The 17,697-nt window shown below is 72.8% G+C and carries 16 protein-coding genes; 8 read left to right on the top strand and 8 right to left on the bottom strand.

The genetic code is table 11. The annotated features are described in order from the left end of the window. Positions 1-125: 125 nt before the first annotated feature. A complete protein-coding gene (locus ACZ619_RS05480; protein ID WP_469594401.1) occupies positions 126-1,724 on the bottom strand; it encodes an MFS transporter in 1,599 nt (532 codons plus the stop codon). 219 nt (positions 1,725-1,943) lie between these two features. Between ACZ619_RS05480 and panB the strand changes: the two genes are divergently transcribed. The 3 genes from panB (at position 1,944) to ACZ619_RS05495 (ending at position 4,806) form a co-directional block, all read left to right on the top strand. Beyond that, positions 1,944-2,819, top strand: a complete 876-nt coding sequence (panB, locus tag ACZ619_RS05485; RefSeq protein WP_469594404.1) for a 3-methyl-2-oxobutanoate hydroxymethyltransferase — start codon at positions 1,944-1,946, stop codon at positions 2,817-2,819. A 173-nt stretch (positions 2,820-2,992) separates the two neighbouring features. Beyond that, complete coding sequence (locus ACZ619_RS05490) at positions 2,993-4,000, top strand: ATP-binding cassette domain-containing protein (protein WP_469594407.1); 1,008 nt, start codon at positions 2,993-2,995, stop codon at positions 3,998-4,000. Continuing rightward, on the top strand, positions 3,997-4,806 hold the full coding sequence (locus tag ACZ619_RS05495; protein ID WP_469594409.1) for an ABC transporter permease: 810 nt from the start codon (positions 3,997-3,999) through the stop codon (positions 4,804-4,806). Before ACZ619_RS05490 ends, ACZ619_RS05495 begins: the two co-directional genes overlap by 4 nt. A 16-nt stretch (positions 4,807-4,822) precedes the next feature. On the opposite strand, the gene ACZ619_RS05500 is transcribed toward ACZ619_RS05495, so the two are convergent. Continuing rightward, positions 4,823-8,104: an AfsR/SARP family transcriptional regulator gene (locus tag ACZ619_RS05500; protein WP_469594412.1), complete on the bottom strand. Its 3,282-nt coding sequence runs from the start codon at positions 8,102-8,104 to the stop codon at positions 4,823-4,825. Positions 8,105-8,316: 212 nt separating this feature from the next. Here ACZ619_RS05500 and ACZ619_RS05505 point away from each other — a divergent pair, with 212 nt between their 5' ends. Further along, a complete protein-coding gene (locus ACZ619_RS05505; RefSeq protein WP_469594415.1) occupies positions 8,317-9,117 on the top strand; it encodes a site-2 protease family protein in 801 nt (266 codons plus the stop codon). 3 nt (positions 9,118-9,120) lie between these two features. Here the strand turns inward: ACZ619_RS05505 and ACZ619_RS05510 are convergent, their stop codons facing one another. Together ACZ619_RS05510 and map are read right to left on the bottom strand one after the other, a co-directional pair. Continuing rightward, positions 9,121-9,768 (bottom strand): biliverdin-producing heme oxygenase, encoded by a 648-nt coding sequence (locus ACZ619_RS05510; RefSeq protein ID WP_469594417.1) that lies wholly within the window; start codon positions 9,766-9,768, stop codon positions 9,121-9,123. 156 nt (positions 9,769-9,924) lie between these two features. Then, the gene (gene map, locus ACZ619_RS05515) at positions 9,925-10,782 is read right to left on the bottom strand and encodes a type I methionyl aminopeptidase (RefSeq protein WP_469594419.1); all 858 of its coding nucleotides are present in this window, start codon (positions 10,780-10,782) and stop codon (positions 9,925-9,927) included. 58 nt (positions 10,783-10,840) lie between these two features. Here map and ACZ619_RS05520 point away from each other — a divergent pair, with 58 nt between their 5' ends. Next, complete coding sequence (locus tag ACZ619_RS05520; protein WP_469594420.1) at positions 10,841-11,074, top strand: hypothetical protein; 234 nt, start codon at positions 10,841-10,843, stop codon at positions 11,072-11,074. A 14-nt stretch (positions 11,075-11,088) separates the two neighbouring features. On the opposite strand, the gene ACZ619_RS05525 is transcribed toward ACZ619_RS05520, so the two are convergent. Further along, positions 11,089-11,688 (bottom strand): hypothetical protein, encoded by a 600-nt coding sequence (locus ACZ619_RS05525; protein ID WP_469594422.1) that lies wholly within the window; start codon positions 11,686-11,688, stop codon positions 11,089-11,091. Between the two features lie 80 nt (positions 11,689-11,768). On the opposite strand from ACZ619_RS05525, the gene ACZ619_RS05530 reads away from it, so the two are divergent. The 3 genes from ACZ619_RS05530 (at position 11,769) to ACZ619_RS05540 (ending at position 13,850) form a co-directional block, all read left to right on the top strand. Beyond that, complete coding sequence (locus ACZ619_RS05530; protein ID WP_469594425.1) at positions 11,769-12,848, top strand: sialidase family protein; 1,080 nt, start codon at positions 11,769-11,771, stop codon at positions 12,846-12,848. Positions 12,849-12,885: 37 nt separating this feature from the next. Then, positions 12,886-13,605 (top strand): NADPH-dependent F420 reductase, encoded by a 720-nt coding sequence (gene npdG / locus ACZ619_RS05535; RefSeq protein ID WP_469594427.1) that lies wholly within the window; start codon positions 12,886-12,888, stop codon positions 13,603-13,605. A gap of 62 nt (positions 13,606-13,667) precedes the next feature. Further along, on the top strand, positions 13,668-13,850 hold the full coding sequence (locus ACZ619_RS05540) for a hypothetical protein (protein ID WP_469594429.1): 183 nt from the start codon (positions 13,668-13,670) through the stop codon (positions 13,848-13,850). On the opposite strand, the gene ACZ619_RS05545 is transcribed toward ACZ619_RS05540, so the two are convergent. From ACZ619_RS05545 to ACZ619_RS05555, 3 genes are all read right to left on the bottom strand, one after another. Next, the gene (locus ACZ619_RS05545) at positions 13,851-14,525 is read right to left on the bottom strand and encodes a PhzF family phenazine biosynthesis protein (protein ID WP_469594431.1); all 675 of its coding nucleotides are present in this window, start codon (positions 14,523-14,525) and stop codon (positions 13,851-13,853) included. Positions 14,526-14,601: 76 nt separating this feature from the next. After that, positions 14,602-16,119, bottom strand: coding sequence for an HtaA domain-containing protein (locus ACZ619_RS05550; protein ID WP_469594433.1), 1,518 nt, complete (start codon positions 16,117-16,119; stop codon positions 14,602-14,604). 8 nt (positions 16,120-16,127) lie between these two features. Next, the gene (locus ACZ619_RS05555; protein WP_469594436.1) at positions 16,128-17,600 is read right to left on the bottom strand and encodes an HtaA domain-containing protein; all 1,473 of its coding nucleotides are present in this window, start codon (positions 17,598-17,600) and stop codon (positions 16,128-16,130) included. Positions 17,601-17,697 lie beyond the last annotated feature (97 nt).

Genomic DNA, 17,697 nt, shown 5'->3' on the forward strand with positions numbered 1-17,697 from the left:
GCTCCCCGCTCTTTCCTCCGACGCCCCGCTCTTCCCGCCGGTACTCCGTGCTTCCCGCCGGCTCCCCGTGCTTCCCGCCGGTTCTCCGTGCTTTTCCGTCGTCTCCTGCCTGCCAGGCCGGTGGTTCAGTCTGCCGTGGTGACCAGCTCCTTTTCACGGTCGTCCCGCTGACCGGCCGGGGGCCTGCCCGGCAGGAACACGGCCGCGACCACGGCGCCGATCAGCGCGACGCCCGCGCCGCACAGGGCGGTGGTGTGCATGGCGTGCAGGAACGCGTCGTTGGCGGGGGTGACCAGGGCCTTGCCCTGCGCCCCGAGCTTCTCCGCGATGCCGAGCGTGGCCTCGATGGACGCGCCGGCGGAGTCGCGCAGCCCGGCCGGCAGCATCCCGAGCCTGCCCTCGATGCCGTCGCGGTACGACGCCGAGAGCACCGAGCCGAGGACGGCGATGCCGAGGGCGCCGCCGACCTGGCGGAAGGTGTTGCTGAGCGCTGAGGCGGAACCGGCCTTCTCCCGGGGCAGCGCCTGCATGATCACGACCGAGGTCGGCGTCATGACGTGCGCCATGCCGAGGCCCATCAGGAAGAAGACGACCTCCAGGAGCCAGATCGGGGTGTCCGCCTCGAACGTGGCGAACGCGGCCAGCGTGCCGGCCAGCAGCACCAGGCCGCCCCCGGTGGTGGCCTTGTTGCCGAACCGCTCGACGACCAGCCGGGCCCGCGGCGCGAAGATCATCTGCGCGGCGGCCAGCGGCAGCATCAGCAGACCGGACTGCAACGGCGAGTAGCCGCGCACGCTCTGCGTGTAGAAGACGGAGAAGAAGGTCACGCCCATGAGCGCGAAGAAGACCAGCGCGATGGCGGCCATGGCGGCCGAGAAGACCTTGTTCCTGAAGTAGGTGACGTCCAGGGACGGGTGGTCGCTGCGCTTCTCGAAGACCACGAAGGCGGCCAGCACCACGACGCCCGCGCCGACGGTGGCGAGCACCTTGGCGTCGGTGAAGTCGGCGAGTTCGCCGCCCTTGATGATGCCGTAGACCAGCAGGACCAGGCCGAGGACGGACAGCACCACGCCGACCGGGTCGATACGGCCCGGACGCGGGTCGCGCGAGTCGGGCACCAGCCACACCATCAGGGCGAGCGCGACGATCACGATCGGCACGTTGACGAGGAAGACCGAGCCCCACCAGAAGTGGTCGAGCAGCACGCCGCCGGTGATCGGGCCGATGGCGATGGCGAGGCCGACGCCGCCGGCCCAGATGCCGATGGCCTTGGGCTGCTCGTCGCGCTCGAAGACGTTCATGAGGACGGCGAGGGTGGCGGGCATCACGAACGCGGCGCCGAGGGCCATCAGGGCGCGGTAGGCGATCAGCTGGTCCGGGGTGCCGGACTCCGCGGCCAGCGCCGAGCCGATGCCGAAGACGACGATGCCGCCGATCAGGACCTTCTTGCGGCCGACCCGGTCACCGACGAGGCCGGCGGTGAACAGCAGGCCCGCGAAGACGAGGGTGTAGGCGTTGATCGCCCACTCCAGCTCGCTCTGGGTGGCGCCCAGGCCGGTCGGGGCCGGGGTGGAGATGGTCTTGATGGCGACGTTCAGGATCGAGTTGTCGAGCACCACGATCAGCAGGCTGAGCATCAGCACACCGAGGATCGCCCAGCGGCGCCGGTGCACCTCCTCGGGTATCCGCGGGTGTGGTGGAGCGTGGTCGGCAGGAGTTGTCATGCGTCGAGCCTAGGCCCATTCCAATACGGCACCGTCTCGTATTTGAATTCCTTTGCCGAGGCCTTACGCAACGCGACACCGACCCGTTCTCGCGGGCGGACGGCGATGACCGATGGATCACACGGAGGTCCCCTGGCCGAGGACGGCACGAAGTGCCACCATGGAACCGATCCGGGGACACCGTCAGGGTGCCTCGAGATGAATTGAAGGAGCGTTGTCATGACGCAGCTTTCGGCTGCCCAGACTGTGCAGAACAGCCCCTCCGACGGCAACAGGTCGCTGTACGGGGGCAAGGGCACGCGACGCATCACGGTCCGCGACATCGCCCTCGCCAAGGAACGCGGCGAGAAGTGGCCCATGCTCACCGCGTACGACGCGATGACCGCCTCCGTCTTCGACGAGGCCGGGATCCCGGTGATGCTGGTCGGCGACTCGGCCGGCAACTGCCACCTCGGCTACGAGTCGACGGTGCCGGTCACCCTGGACGAGATGACCGTGCTGTCGGCCGCGGTGGTCCGCGGCACGACCCGCTCCCTGATCGTCGGCGACCTCCCCTTCGGTTCCTACCAGGAGGGCCCGGTGCAGGCGCTGCGCTCGGCGACCCGGCTGGTGAAGGAGGCGGGCGTGGGCGCGGTCAAGCTGGAGGGCGGCGAGCGCTCCCACGGGCAGATCCGGCTGCTCGTCGATTCCGGGATCCCGGTGATGGCGCACATCGGCCTGACCCCGCAGTCCGTCAACACGATGGGCTACCGGGTGCAGGGCCGTGGCGAGGAGGCGGCCCAGCAGCTGCTGCGGGACGCCAAGTCGGTCCAGGACGCGGGCGCGTTCGCGGTCGTGCTCGAACTGGTCCCGTCGGAGCTGGCGGCCGAGGTGACCCGGGTGCTGCACATCCCGACGGTCGGCATCGGCGCGGGCCCCGACACCGACGCCCAGGTCCTGGTCTGGACGGACATGCTCGGCCTGACCTCGGGCCGGGTGCCGAAGTTCGTGAAGAAGTACGCGGATCTGCGCGCGGTCATGACCGACGCGGCGAAGGCGTACGCCGAGGACGTCGTAGGCGGAACGTTCCCCTCCGAGGAGCACTCCGTCCACTAGAGCCACTGCGGAAACACCGAGGCCGGCCCGCCGATCTTCCCCCGTCGGCGGGCCGGCTGCCGTTCCCGGCCGGTCCGCGGTGCCGGTGGGTGCCGGGGGTGTGTCGGTGGGCTGTCGGGGGGTGTCGGTGGGCTGTCGGCGGTTTGTCGGTGGGGGGTGGCACCGTTCTCGGCATGACGCGAATCGACAACAACGCCGTGACCGTACGGGGGCTGGTGAAGCACTACGGCGACACCAAGGCTCTCGACGGAGTTGATCTGGACGTCCGTGAGGGCACCGTGATGGGGGTGCTCGGACCCAACGGGGCCGGCAAGACGACCCTCGTCCGCATTCTGTCCACCCTGCTGAAGCCGGACGCCGGCGAGGCCACCGTCGCCGGGTACGACGTACTGCGCCAGCCCCGGCAGCTGCGCCGGGTGATCGGCCTCACCGGGCAGTACGCCTCGGTGGACGAGAAGCTGCCGGGCTGGGAGAACCTGTACATGATCGGGCGGCTGCTCGACCTGCCGCGCAAGGACGCCCGGGCCCGCGCCGACGAGCTGCTCGAGCGGTTCTCGCTGACGGACGCCGCGAAGCGGCCGGCGAGCACCTACTCCGGTGGTATGCGCCGGCGCCTCGACCTCGCCGCCTCCATGATCGGCCACCCCCAGGTGCTCTACCTGGACGAGCCGACCACCGGCCTCGACCCGCGGACGCGCAACGAGGTGTGGGCCGAGGTCAAGACGATGGTCGGCGAGGGCGTGACCGTGCTGCTGACCACCCAGTACATGGAGGAGGCCGAGCAGCTCGCCACCGAGCTGACCGTCGTGGACCGCGGCAAGGTCATCGCGAACGGCCGGGTGGAGGAGCTGAAGGCCAGGGTCGGCGGGCGCACCCTGCGCGTACGGCCCGTCGACCCGCTCCAGGTGCGGCCGCTCGCCGAGATGATCGACGAACTCGGCATCACCGGGCTCGCCTCCACGACCGTCGACCCGGAGAACGGCACCCTGCTGGTGCCGGTCCTCAGCGACGAGCAGCTGACCGCCGTGGTCGGCGCCGTGACCGCGCGCGGCATCACCATCAGCTCCATCACCACCGAACTGCCCAGCCTGGACGAGGTGTTCCTGTCCCTCACCGGCCACCGCGCCAGTGCCCCGCAGGACCCCGCCCCCGCCGACGCCCGCGAGGAGGTCGCCGTATGAGCGCCACCACTGTCACCGCCGCCGACGGCCGCATCCCGCTGCGCGGGCACCTGCGGCACACCGGAGCCCTGATCCGCCGCAACCTGCTGTGGATCCGGCAGGACCCGGAGTCGATGTTCGACGCGCTGCTGATGCCGGTCGTCTTCACGCTGCTGTTCGTGTACGTCTTCGGCGGCTCCATCGGGCAGGCCCTGGGCGGCGGTCAGGACGGCTACGTCCAGTACGTCATCCCGGGCATGATCGCGATGATGAGCATGACGCTCTCGCAGGGCGTCGGCACCGGGTTCAGCCAGGACTTCAACTCCGGTGTGATGGACCGTTTCCGGTCGCTGCCCATCGGGCGCGGCTCGGTGCTGTTCGCGAAGATCTCGGTCGAGCTGGTGCGGATGCTGTTCGCGACGGCCGTGCTGATGATCGTCGCCGTGCTGGTCGGGTTCCACATCACCCACTGGGCCGGGCTGTTCGCCGCCGTGGGCCTGTCCGCGGTGTTCGCCTCGTCGATCATGTGGCTGTTCCTCACCCTGGGTGTGACCCTGAAGAACGCGCAGTCCGTGCAGGCGATGGGCTTCCTGGTGCTGTTCCCGCTCCAGTTCGGCTCGTCGATCTTCGCGCCGACCAGCTCGATGCCGGGCTGGCTCCAGGCCTTCACCGACTACAACCCGCTCTCCACGCTCGCCGACGCGGCGCGCGGACTGATGGTGGGCGGCCCGGTCGCGCACGACCTGTGGGTGACGCTGGGCTGGTCGGTGGCGATCACGGCGGTGGCGGCACCGTACGCGATCCACAAGTTCCGTACCAAGAGCTGAACCGGGCACGGAGCGCTCAGATCAGGGCGGTGGCCTCCACGAGGGAGAGGCCACCGCCCTCGGCGTACGCGGCCTCGTAGGCCCGGTCGTCGCCGAGGCAGGCCCGGACGCGGGCCTCGGCCAGGTCGTTCAGTCTGCGCTCCGTGCCGATGACGATGTGGCCCTCCGGCAGCTGGGCGACGGAGGCGCCCAGACAGCGGGCGGCGTCCCGCGCGCGGTCGCGGTCGTGGTCGGGGCCGGACAGGGCGAGCGCGGCGATGGTCAGGCAGTAGGAGACCATGTGCGGCATGAGCGCCTGGGTCAGCGGCTCGGATGAGTGCCGTATCGCCTGGCGGAGTCTGTCCAGGGACTGGGTCCGGTGGCCCTCGGCGGCGTCCACCCAGGCCTCCTGGGTGAGGATCATCGCGTCGAAGAGGACGAAGTGCGAGATCTTGAACTGCTCGCGCAGCAGCCGGAGTTGCTCACGGGCCTCGGTGAGCCGTTCGGTCAGCACCAGCCAGACGACGAGGAAGAGGCGGGCGGCGGGCATCGACTCGCTGCCGCGCCCCTCGTTGCTGGCGATGACCTCGCGCAGCATCCGCTCGCCGTCCTCGGCCTCGCCGGTCTCCAGCAGCACGTTGCCCAGCCGGGCGGTGAGCACGGCGACCTGGGAGCGGGCGCCGAGCCGTTCGGCGTGTTCGATGGCGGCCCGGTAGTCGGCGCCGGCCGCCGCGTAGGAGCCCACGCGTTCCCGGGCCTCGCCGCGGGCCGAGTAGGCCTCGGCGGCGCCCCAGTCGTCCCCTAGCCGCTCGAAGATCTCCAGCGCCTCGTCGGCGTCGCGGGTGGCGTCGTCCGCCGAGACGGACCGGTTGGCGAGCACGTTGGCGCGCAGCTGGAGGGCGGTGGCCAGTTCCCACTCGTAGCCGGGGGTACGACGGCAGGTGTCGACGCCCGCGTCCACGATGGTGCGCAGCCGGTCCATGCCGCCGGACAGCATCACGGCGTAGAACCAGAACATGCCGGGGGTACGGCAGGTCTGCGGCAGGCCGGGCTCGTAGGTGGCGGCGACGGCGCGCAGCTTGGCCTGCGCGGCCGGGTTCTGCCAGGAGTCCAGCTCGGTGTCCATGCAGGCCAGGTGGGCCAGGTGGATGCCGCGCCGGGCCTCGACGAGGTCCTCGCCGCCGTAGGGCGGCGGGGTGTCGGTGATCCGGCGCCACACCGGTTCGGCGCGCCGGACCGGCTCGGCGAACGGGTCGGGGGCGAGGGCCATGATCTCGGTGCACCAGGTGCGGGTCTCGATGCGCTGGTCGCGCATCTGCCAGTACCAGATCAGCGAGTGCGCGACACACAGCGCCTCCTGCTCGTCCCGGGCGGCGATGGCGTGCCGCAGGGCGGTGCGCAGGTTCTCGTACTCCAGCTGGAGCACCGCCACGGCGGCCCCTTGGCCGGTGCCGCGCAGCAACGGGTCGGTGGCGCGGGCGAGTTCGCGGTAGTACGTGAGATGGGAGCGCTCGGCGACGGTACGTGCGCCGCTCTCGTCGAGGCGTTCGCCGGCGTACTCGGCGACGGTCTCCAGGAGCCGGTAGCGCATCCCGTCCTCGCCCGAAGGGGCGGCCACCACGAGGGACTTGTCGACCAGGGAGCCGAGCGCGTCCAGGGCGGCGGGGCCGCAGACGGACTCGGCGGCGGCCAGGTCGCAGCCGCCCGCGAAGACGGAGAGCCGGCCGAGGACGTCCCGTTCGTCCGCGTCGAGCAGGTCCCAGGACCAGTCGACGACGGCGCGCAGGGTCTGCTGGCGGGGCAGCACGGTGCGGCTGCCGGAGGTGAGCAGCCGGAACCGGTCGTCGAGCCGGTCCGCGATCTGACGGGGGGTCAGCATGCGCAGCCGGGCTGCCGCGAGCTCGATGGCGAGGGGCAGGCCGTCGAGCCGGCGGCAGATCTCGGCGCAGGCCGCCGCGGTCTCCTCGTCGGCGTCGACGGTGAAGCCGGGGCGGGCCGCGCCGCCCCGGTCGGCGAGCAGCCTGAGCGCCACCGGCTCCGGCAGCGGCTCCACCGGGCGCAGCAACTCCCCCGGCACACCGAGGGGTTCGCGGCTGGTGGCGAGGATCGTCAGGTCCGGGCAGCGTTCCAGGAGCCGGGCCGCCAGGTCGGCGGCGGCGTCCACGACGTGCTCGCAGTTGTCGAGGACGATCAGCATCCGGCGCCGGGCGCAGTGCTCGACGAGCCGCTCCACCGGGTCGTCGTGCCGGTCGGCGGCGGCCCGCATGCCTTCGGCGCCGGCGCCGTACAGCACGGTCTCGCGGGCGCCGAGCGCGCTCAGCACGGCCTCGGGCACGGTGGACGGGTCGTCGACGGGGGCCAGTTCGGCCAGCCACACCCCGTCGCGGGCCGCGTCCCGCACGGTCTCGGCGGCCTCCTGGGACAGCCGGGTCTTGCCGGCCCCGCCGGGCCCGAGCAGCGTGACCAGCCGGGCCGCCCCCAGATCGCCCCGGATCGCCTCGATGTCGGCCTCGCGCCCGACGAAGGAGGTGAGCCGGGCCGGCAGGTTGCCGGGCCGGTGCGGTTCCTCGGCCACCGCCGTCCGGGTCTCGGCCGGGTCGAGCAGCTCGGCGTGCAGGGAACGCAGTTCGGGCCCCGGATCGGAGCCGAGCCGGTCGGCCAGCAGACGGCGCACGTCTTCGTGGGCGGCCAGCGCCTCGGCGGTGCGGCCGGTGTGGTGCAGGGCGCGCAGCCGCAGGGCCTGGAGCGACTCGTCCAGGGGGTGGGCGTCGCACAGGGCGGTCAGCTCGGGCAGCGACTGCTCGGCCTGGCCGAGGGCGAGGGCGGCGGTGTGCCGGGCGCGCAGGGCGTCCAGGCGGCGCACGCCGGCCCGGGCGGCCTCGGCGGTGCGGTCGGGCAGGTCGGCGAGGGCCGGGCCGTGCCACAGGGCGAGGGCGTCGTCGAGGACGCCGGCCGCCTTGGCGGGGTCGTCGTCGGCGAGGGCGCGCAGGCCCTCGCCGGTGAGCCGCTCGAAACGGTGCAGGTCGACGTCGTCGGGGGCGGCGGCGAGGCGGTAGCCGCCCTCGGTGGAGTCGACGGCGTCCGCGCCGAGCGCCCGCCGCAGCCGGCCCACCAGGGCCTGCAGCGCGCCGTTCGCGTCGGCCGGCGGATCGCCGCCCCACACCTCGTCGACGAGCAGCCCGGCCGGCACCGGGCGCCCGGGCCGCAGGGCCAGCACGGTCAGCAGGGCGCGCAGCCGCGCCCCGCCCACGGGGACGGCCGTGCCGTCGGGGCGGATCACCTGGGTGGTGCCGAGAATGCGGTAGCGCACGGGGTCCATTGTCCCTGGGGACGTCGGCGGCGGTCACGGGGTTGCGGCGGCGGGGTGTCGGACCCGCCGCCGGGTGCCGGGAGGGCGGGGAACCGGGGACCGGCCGCCGGCCGTTCTCCCGGGTGCCGGGCGGTATTTCCCGAGCACCCGAGGCGTTCTCGCGCCACGCCAGGTACGGTCGGACCCGCGCCGACCGCCCCAGTCCTCCAGGAGCCCCGCCCATGACCGCGACCACCACCCGCCACAGCGACCGGCGGATCAGTCCCGTCTTCGTCGGGATCATGGCCGTCACCGCGGTCACCGGGTGGGCGACCTGGACCGGGTTCGCCGAGCAGCCCGGGGTCGCCGTCTTCCTGTTCGTGACGGCGGCCTGGATCGTCTCCCTGTGCCTGCACGAGTACGCGCACGCGCGCACCGCCCTGCACGGCGGGGACATCACGGTGGGCGCGAAGGGCTATCTGACCCTGAACCCGCTGAAGTACACCCACGCCCTGCTGAGCATCGTGCTCCCGGTGCTGTTCGTGATCATGGGCGGGATCGGTCTGCCGGGCGGCGCGGTCTTCATCGAGCGCAGCCGGATCCGCGGCCGGTGGCGGCACAGCCTGATCTCCGCCGCCGGCCCGCTGACGAACGTCGTGTTCGCCGCCGTCTGCACCGCCCCCTTCTGGCTGGACGCCCTGGACGGCGTCCCGCGCGACTTCCGCTACGCCCTCGCCTTCCTCGCGCTGCTCCAGGTCACGGCCGCGATCCTGAACTTCCTGCCGGTGCCGGGCCTGGACGGCTACGGCGTGATCGAGCCCTGGCTGTCGTACGGCGTCAAGCGCCAGGTCGAGCCGTTCGCGCCGTTCGGCCTGCTGTTCGTGTTCGCCCTGCTGTGGGTGCCGTCCCTCAACAGCGCGTTCTTCGACGTGATCGACGCGCTGCTGCGCGGGCTGGGCGTGGACGACGTCGACCGTTACTGCGGTCAGGAGCTGTACAGGTTCTGGCAGGGGACGAACGAGTACTGCTCGGTCGGCGGGTGAGCGTCACGCGGAGAGCGGGAACTCCTCGCCCAGCTCCCGGAACACGCCCGTGTTGAGGGCGAAGGCCCGCTTGCACTCGGTCACGATCCGCTGCTTCTCCAGGTCGTCGGCGTCGACCCCGTCCAGCAGTTCGCGGTAGTCCCGCTTGAACGCGGCCGGGTTGGCGATGTTCTCGAAGACGTAGAAGCGGACGCCGTCGCCCTTCTTCTCGAAGCCCCAGGCGCGCTCGGCCCGGTCGCGGATGATCTGGCCCCCGGAGAGGTCGCCGAGGTAGCGCGTGTAGTGGTGGGCGATGTAGCCGGCGGGCCAGCGCTCGGCGCACTCCCGCACCCGTGCCGCGTACTCCCGCGTCGCGGGCAGCGCGGTGAGCCCCGTCCGCCACTCGGGCCCGCGCAGATGCGCCAGGTCCCGCTCCAGCGCCGCCAGCCGGAACAGCTCGGGGCGGACGAAGGGCCCGGCCACCGGGTCCGACGCCAGCCGCCCGGCCGCGCCCTCCAGCGCGTCGTACACGAACCACAGCTGCTCGGTGTAGCGGGCGTACGCCGTCACGCCCAGCCGGCCGCCGAGCAGGTCGCTCATGAACGTCGAGGTCTCCGCCTCCACGTGCTGCTCGTGGGACGCGGTGCGGATGAGTGTCGAGAAGGAGTCCATGGGCACCATCCTCTAAGGTAAGCCTTACCTAAGTCAATGGATTGCCGACGCCTCGTCGGTAACTTTACCGACACCCTGTCGGCAAAAGAGTACCCGAAAAAGGCCCGCCCCCCGAGGAGAGGGCGGGCCGGTGCGCCCGCACGGCGGGCGGCGGGGTCACGGCAGGGTGAGGATCTCCGCGCCGGTGTCGGTCACCACCAGGGTGTGCTCGAACTGCGCGGTCCGCCTGCGGTCCTTGGTGACGACGGTCCAGCCGTCGTCCCACATGTCGTACTCGTACGACCCGAGCGTCAGCATCGGTTCGATGGTGAAGGTCATCCCGGGCTGCATCACGGTGGTCGCGTGCGGGCTGTCGTAGTGCGGGATGATCAGACCCGAGTGGAACGACGAGTTGATCCCGTGCCCGGTGAAGTCCCGCACCACGCCGTAACCGAAGCGTTTGGCGTACGACTCGATGACCCGGCCGATGATGTTGATCTGCCGGCCCGGCCTGACCGCCTTGACGGCCCTGTCGAGGGACTCCCGGGTCCGCTCGACCAGCAGCCGGCTCTCCTCGTCCACGTCACCGACCAGGTAGGTCGCGTTGTTGTCGCCGTGCACCCCGCCGATGTACGCGGTGACGTCCAGGTTGACGATGTCGCCGTCCCGGAGCACGGTCGAGTCCGGGATGCCGTGGCAGATGACCTCGTTGACACTGGTGCACAGGGACTTGGGGAAACCGCGGTAGCCGAGCGTGGACGGGTAGGCGCCGTGGTCGCACATGTAGTCGTGCGCGACCTTGTCGAGCTCGTCGGTGGTCACCCCCGGCGCGATGAGCTTCGCGGCCTCGGCCATCGCCTGCGCGGCGACACGGCCGGCGATCCGCATCGCCTCGATGGTCTCCGGGTTCTGCACCTCGGGCCCGGTGTACGGGGTCGGCGCGGGTTTGCCGACGTACTCGGGGCGGCGGATGTTTCCGGGTACCGAACGGGTGGGAGAGAGCTCCCCTGGTACGAGCAGCGACTGGCCAGACATGCCGACGAGTCTATCGAGCGGGCATGGGGGAACATGTCTGTGGCGAAAGGAGCGGGTCATGGCCCTGTTCAAGAAGCGGACCGTCGGCAAGCCGGGCGAGTGGTACTACTGCCTGGAGCACAAGAAGGTCGAGGAGGGCCCCGAGTGCCCCGCCAAGGACCGGTTCGGCCCCTACGCCGGCCGGACCGAGGCCGAGCACGCCATGGAGCAGGCCCGCGAGCGCAACCTGGAGTGGGAGACCGACCCCCGCTGGCACGACGCCCGGGCGGCCGGCGACACGGACGACGACTGAGTCCGGGACCGGGCTCACCAGGGTGAGGGCGGCGGCGCCGTGACCGTCTCCGCGAGCCTGGCGAGGCGGTCCCGGAAGCGGCGGCGGGACTGGGGGGAAGGGCCGTTCTCGCCGGCCGCCGCGCTGACGAGGTGCTGGACGGTGTCGAGGTCCAGTTCGGCGCCCTCGGGGACGACGAGGGTCTCGTGGGCCATCGTGGTGAGCGCGTCGCCGGCGCGGGCGGACAGCGCCAGGACCGTCACCCCGGCCCGGCGGGCGCTGTGCACCCGCTCCAGCAGGGCCTCCGGCTCCCCGGGCGCCACCACCAGCAGCGTCTCGCCCCGCCGGGCCGCCTCGATGCGGCCGGGTCCGACGGCGAGGTGTGCCGGGTCGGTGGGGCGGGCGTCGTGCCGTACGAGGGTCGGCGCCAGTTCCGGCGTACCGGACCACGCGGCCTCGTCGACCAGGTGCGCGGCCAGATGCCACGGCTCGTGGTCGGGCGTGCCGACCAGCAGCAGACCGCCGCCGTGCGTGACCACCGAGCCCCGCAGCACCCCCGCGAACCTCCGCGTGGCCCCCAACCACTCCGTCCCGGCGAGCACTTCACGCAACAACGCGACCCGTACGGCGTCCATGCCTCCGCATACTGCCGCAATCGGACACTCGTGACGCCCAGTTCACCCCGAATTCGCCCGACCAGGGGAGGACGCGGCGCATGAGCGACGTAGAAGCAAGCGTTCCGTTCCGCGCCGGCACCGAGGGGTACGCCGGTTTCCGGATCCCGGCGGTGGTGGTCTCCCGGGCGGGCACGGTGCTCGCCTTCTGCGAGGGGCGGGTGAACTCCGCGGCCGACCACGGGCACATCGACATCGTGGTGAAGCGGTCCGAGGACGGCGGGCGCACCTGGGGGCCGCTCCGGGTCGCCGCGAGCAACGGCACCGACCTCGCCGGCAACCCCGCCCCCGTCGTCCTGGACACCGGCCGCGTCCTGCTCGTGCACGTCCGCAACGCCGCCTCGGCCACCGAGGACGCGATCCTGCGCGGGCAGGTGCCGGACGCCGACGGACGGCGGGTGTGGGTGCGGCACAGCGACGACGACGGGGTGACGTGGTCGGACCCGGCCGAGATCACCGGTTCGGTGAAGCGGGACGGGTGGCGGTGGTACGCCACCACCCCCGGGCACGCCCTGCAACTGCGCTCCGGGCGGGTCGTCGTACCCGCCAACCACACCCTGCCGCCCACCGGCACCGACCTCGGCACCGAGGCCCGGTACAACAGCGGGCACTGCCTGCTCAGCGACGACGGCGGGGAGAGCTGGTACCTCGGGTACGTCGACGAGAACACCGACGGGTACGTCAACGTGAACGAGACCACCGCCGCCGAACTCCCCGACGGACGGGTCTACTTCAACACCCGCAACGACTCCCCGTCGCCGGGCGCCAGGGCCGACGCGCACTCGGCGGACGGCGGGCGGACGCTCGTGAAGCCGTTCCGGCCGCAGGCCGGGCTCACCGCTCCCGTCTGCGAGGCCAGTGTGCTCCAACTCCGCGACCCGGACCTGCTGTTGTACTCCGGCCCGGCCGACCCGGCCGCCCGCGCCCTGATGACGATCCGCGCCTCCGCCGACGGCGGCACCACCTGGCGGTCCGCCTACACCGTGGACGGACTGCCCGCCGCCTACTCCGATCTGGCCCGGATCGACGCGGCCACCGTGGGACTGCTGTACGAGACCGGCGACTTCGGCGCGTACGCGACGATCACGTTCCGGCGGGTGCCGGTGAACCGGCTCACCTGACCGGGTACGGCCGCCGCCGCGGACGTAGAGTCGGCCCATGACCTCTACCGACAGTGCACAGCAGCCGGCCGCCGAGAAGGCCCCCGCCAAGGACCCCTGGGACCTGCCCGACGTCTCCGGTCTGGTCGTGGGTGTGCTCGGCGGCACCGGCCCGCAGGGCAAGGGCCTGGCCTACCGGCTGGCCCGGGCCGGCCAGAAGGTGATCATCGGCTCCCGGGCCGCCGAGCGCGCGCGGGCCGCCGCCGACGAACTCGGGCACGGTGTCGAGGGCGCCGACAACGCCGAGTGCGCGCGCCGCAGCGACATCGTGATCGTCGCCGTTCCGTGGGACGGCCACGGCAAGACTCTGGAGTCGCTGCGCGAGGACCTGGCGGGCAAGCTCGTCGTGGACTGCGTCAACCCGCTGGGCTTCGACAAGAAGGGCGCCTACGCCCTGAAGCCCGAGGAGGGCAGCGCGGCGGAGCAGGCCGCGGCGCTGCTGCCGGACTCGCGGGTCACGGCCGCCTTCCACCACCTCTCGGCCGTGCTGCTCCAGGACCCGGAGATCGAGGAGATCGACACCGATGTGATGGTGCTCGGCGAACTGCGGGCCGACGTGGAGACCGTGCAGGCGCTGGCCGGGCGGATCCCCGGGATGCGCGGTGTCTTCGCCGGGCGGCTGCGCAACGCCCACCAGGTGGAGTCCCTGGTCGCGAACCTGATCTCGGTCAACCGCCGCTACAAGGCGCACGCCGGGCTCCGCGTCACGGACGTCTGAGCGGATGGGGGACACTGGTGGGCGCCGGCAGTGTCCCCCTCGTCATGAGAAAGCGACCCCCTATGCCCCGCCTCGCTCTCTACTCCCTGGCCGTCTGCGTCCTCGCCGTCGTCGCCGCCGTCATCTCCTTCGTCCAGGGCAGCTGGGCGATGGGTGTGGTGTGGGTGCTGCTGACGGGCGTGTCGTCCAACATGACCTGGTACTACGCGCGGCGCGGCCGGCCGGGGAAGTCCGTCGCCGGCTGATCACCAGCGGTAGGTCCTGGACTGCCTCTCCTCGCCCTCCAGCAGGACCCGTCCGCCGATCTCCACCCAGCCGTAGGGCTGCGGTGCGGTGAGCAGCTGCGAGCCCCTGCCCTGGGTGATGTTCAGCGCCCGGCCCAGCTGCGCGGTGAGGAGCAGGGCGGCCGCGCCGGTCGCCTCGTCCTCGTCGATGCCGTCGTCCCGGCCTGGAAAGCCCCGGGCCCGGACCCGGCCCGCCGACTCGTCCTCCCAGGCCCAGGCGTAGATCCACTCCCCCCGCGGCGGCACGGGCAGCGCGTCCACCTCGGCGGCCGTGGCGTACTGGCGCAGGGTGCGCGGCGGGACCCACTCCGGGAGCGCCTCGATCCAGCTGAACTCCCCGTCGAGCCGGGCGCCGACCACTCCGGCCGGGGTGAGAAGTTCGGGCACGTCCAGCAGCCAGGCCGTGCCGACGCAGGGGTGGCCTGCGAAGGGCAGCCGCAGGGTGGGGGTGTAGATGTCGACGACCCCGCGCTCGGGGTCGTCCACGAACACGGTCTCGCTGAACCCGAGCTTGGCCGCCAGCGCCTGCCGGTCCTCGCGCTCGGGCAGCACCGAGCCGTCGCGGACGACGCCCAGCTCGTTGCCGTATCCGCCGTTCGCCGCGCAGAAGACACGCAGCACGTCGTAGTCAGTCACCCCGGCATTGAAGCACTGCGGCGGCGGCCGGGTCGTCCCGGACGGGGGACGTCCGGCCGCCGACGGGGATCGCGTCTCACACCTCGGTACGGCGCCGGCGCATCGCGTAGACCACGCCCGCGCCCGCGGCCACGGTGACCGCGGCGGCCGCGCCCAGGGCGGTCGCCGGCACGGAGGAGCCGGTGGAGGCGAGCGCGCCGGTGCCGCCGACGCTGCCGGCGCCCCCGGTGCCGCCGGTGGTGGAGCCCGCCGCCCCGCCGCCGGCCGCGTCGTCGCCGCCGGCGGACCCCGCGGTGGGCGTGGCGGTGGAGTCGCCGTCACCGGAGGGGAGTTGGGCGTCGTCGGTGAGGGCGACGGAGAGGTTCAGCGGGTCGAGCGCGGTGCCCGCCGTGTAGTAGCCGCTGAACGCCTTGGCGCCGGCCTCGGTGAGGGTGGCGGTGACACCGTCCAGGGTGATCACGTCGTCCGTGGGCGTCAGGTCGGCGGAGGCCGCCCTGAGATCGGCCAGTGCGACGTTCTTCGTGGTGGTGCCGAGGCTGGTGACGTCTGCGGTCAGCTCTCCCCTGCCGCCGTCGATCGTGGCGCGGACGTCGGCGAGGGTGAGGTCGAGGCCGTACGTGCCGCCGCTCTCGTGGCCCTTGAAGTTGACGGCGCCCGCGAAGGCGGCGGAGAGGGTGCCCGCGTCGGTGTCGTAGGCGCCGGTGGCGTCGGCGAAGGTGAAGGCGCCGTTGCCGGCGGCCTGGCTCGCCCCGTCCGAGACGGTGATCCTCCCCTGGGCCGCGCCGCTCACGACGTACGCGCGGAAGGACTCCTTCACACCCCAGGTGAGGGTGCCGTCGGCGATGTCGCCCTCGGCCGGGGTCTCCCCGGACCCGGACTCGGTCGCGGAGGGCGAGGCGGAGGCCGAGGCGGACGGGGAGGCCGGGCCGGAGGCGGTGTCGGAGGGGGACGCGGAGGCGCTCGCCGAGGGCGAGGCGGACGGGGAGGCGCTCTCCGAGGCGGAGGCGGAGGCCGACGGGGAGGGGGACTGCGGCCCGGTGGTCTTCTGGACGACGGAGAGCGGGTCGCCGGCCGCGCCCTCGTAGCTCGCGCTGCCGAAGACGTCCGCCGCCTCCTTGGTGAGCGTGGTCGTCATGTCCGTCATGGCGCGGGTGACGGTGACCGTCGCGAGCGGGACGTCGTCGGTGGTGGTGCCGTCCCTGGTGACGTCCGCGGTGATCTCGGCCGCCCCGCTGTCGAACTTCACGTCGGAGAGCGTGAGGTCGAAGCCGTGCGCCTTGGAGGCGATGCCGAGGCTGCCCGCGAAGGCGAGGGCCACCGTGTGCGCGTCGGAGTCGTAGCCGCCGGCGCCCTGGGTGAAGGTGAAGGCGCCGTTGCCCTCCGCCTGGCTCGCGCCGGCCGCCGGGGTGAAGGTGCCGGCCGCGTAGGTGGTGACGTACGTGCGGTACGACTGCTTGATGCCCCAGGTCAACTCGTAGCCGCTGAGCGGCACTTCGGCGGCCGAGGCGCGGGTGGCGGCGGTGAGTGCGCCGGCTCCCAGGGTGACCGCGACGGCGGCGGCGAGGGCGAGCGTTCTGGGTGTGGTGACGGGCATGTGGCTCCTCATGGCTGGTCCGGGGCCCCGGCGGATCCGGGGCGTCCGGTGGACAGGTCCTCGTCGGCGGGGGCGGGCCCGGCGGCCCGCCGGGTACGGCGCCTGCGGACGGCGACCGCGAAGAGCGCGGCGGCGGCCGTCAGGGCGCCCGCGGTGAGGACGACGGGCAGGACGGGGGTGCCGGCGTCGCCGGCGGCGGTGTCGCTCGCCACCGGCCGCGCCGAGGTCGGGGCGGGTGACGGCGTCCGGGTCTCGTCGGCCGCGCTGCCCAGGTCGGGCAGGGCGGGAAGCGTGGCGTCGTCGGTGAGGGCGACGGCGAGGGAGACCGGGTCCATGGCGGTGCCGGCCCGGTACATCCCGCCGAAGGCCTTGGCGCCGCGGGCGGTGAGTTTGGCGGGGGCCTCGGTGACCTCGGCGAGTCCGTTCCTGGCGGTGAGGTTCCCGGCGGTGAAGGTGACCAGCGGGACCCTGCGGCCGGTGAAGGCGTCGCTGTCGACGTTGGCGTAGAGGGTGCCCTCGCCGTCCTCGACGACGGCCCTGACCGCGCTGAGCCTCAGGTCGAGGCCGTGGTCGCCGGCGAAGCGGACGGCGCCCGCGAAGCTCGCCGTCAACTCACCCTTCCCGTAGGTTCCTTCGCCCTTCGGGAAGCGGAAGAGGGCACCGCCGTCCTCGGCTCCCCCGGTGAGCGTCCACGTGCCGCGGGCGATGTCGCCGGTGACGTACTCGCGGAAGGTGCGGCGCACGCCCCAGTCGACGGCGCCGTCCTCGATGGCGTTCTTCGACGCGGGCTTGCGGGTTGCCGACCCGGAGGGTTCCGGTGTCGCCGTCGCGGTCCGTGCGGGGGTCGGGGTGGCCGCGGCCCGGACGTCGGCGGCCAGGCTCACCGGGTCCAGGGCGGTGCCGGCGGTGTAGTAGCCGGCGAAGGAGGTGGCGCCCTGGGCGGTGAGGGTGGCGGGGACGTTGCCGAGGACGACCTGGGTGCCGCCGCCCCGCATGTCGATCCCGCCGAGGGCGAGGGAGGCGAAGGGCACCTGCGAGGACGTCGTGACCGTCCCGGTGCCCTTCGCCTTGCTGGTGACGTCCAGGTAGAGCGTGCCGGCCGAGCCGGAGATCCGGACGGTGGGGCGGCTGAGGGTGAGGTCCAGCTGGTAGCCGCCGCTCTCCTTGTGGCCGACGAAGTGCACCCCGCCGGCGAAGGACGCGGTGAAGGCGCCGGTGTCGCCGTCGTAGCTGCCGGTCGCCGAGGGGAACCGGAACTGGCTGCTGCCCACGGTGGCCGCGCCGCCGGTCAGGGAGTAACTCCCCTTCGCGATGGGCCCGGTGACATAGCTCTGGAAGGACGACTTCACGCCCCAGTCGAGCCGGCCGCCCTGCACGGTACGGCTCGCGGCCTGTGCGGGGGCCGCCGGGAGCAGCAGGGCGCCGGCGCCCAGGACGGCCGTGCACACCACGGTGACCAGGGCGCGAAGGCGTGCGGGCATGGGAGGTCCTCCGGAGACGAGGGGTACGACAGCCGGTAGCGAACGAAGGTAAGGCTAACCTAAGCTTCACGCCAGGTCGCCGGGAAGGCGGCCGCCG

The organism is Streptomyces sp. NPDC104367 (assembly GCF_055583825.1).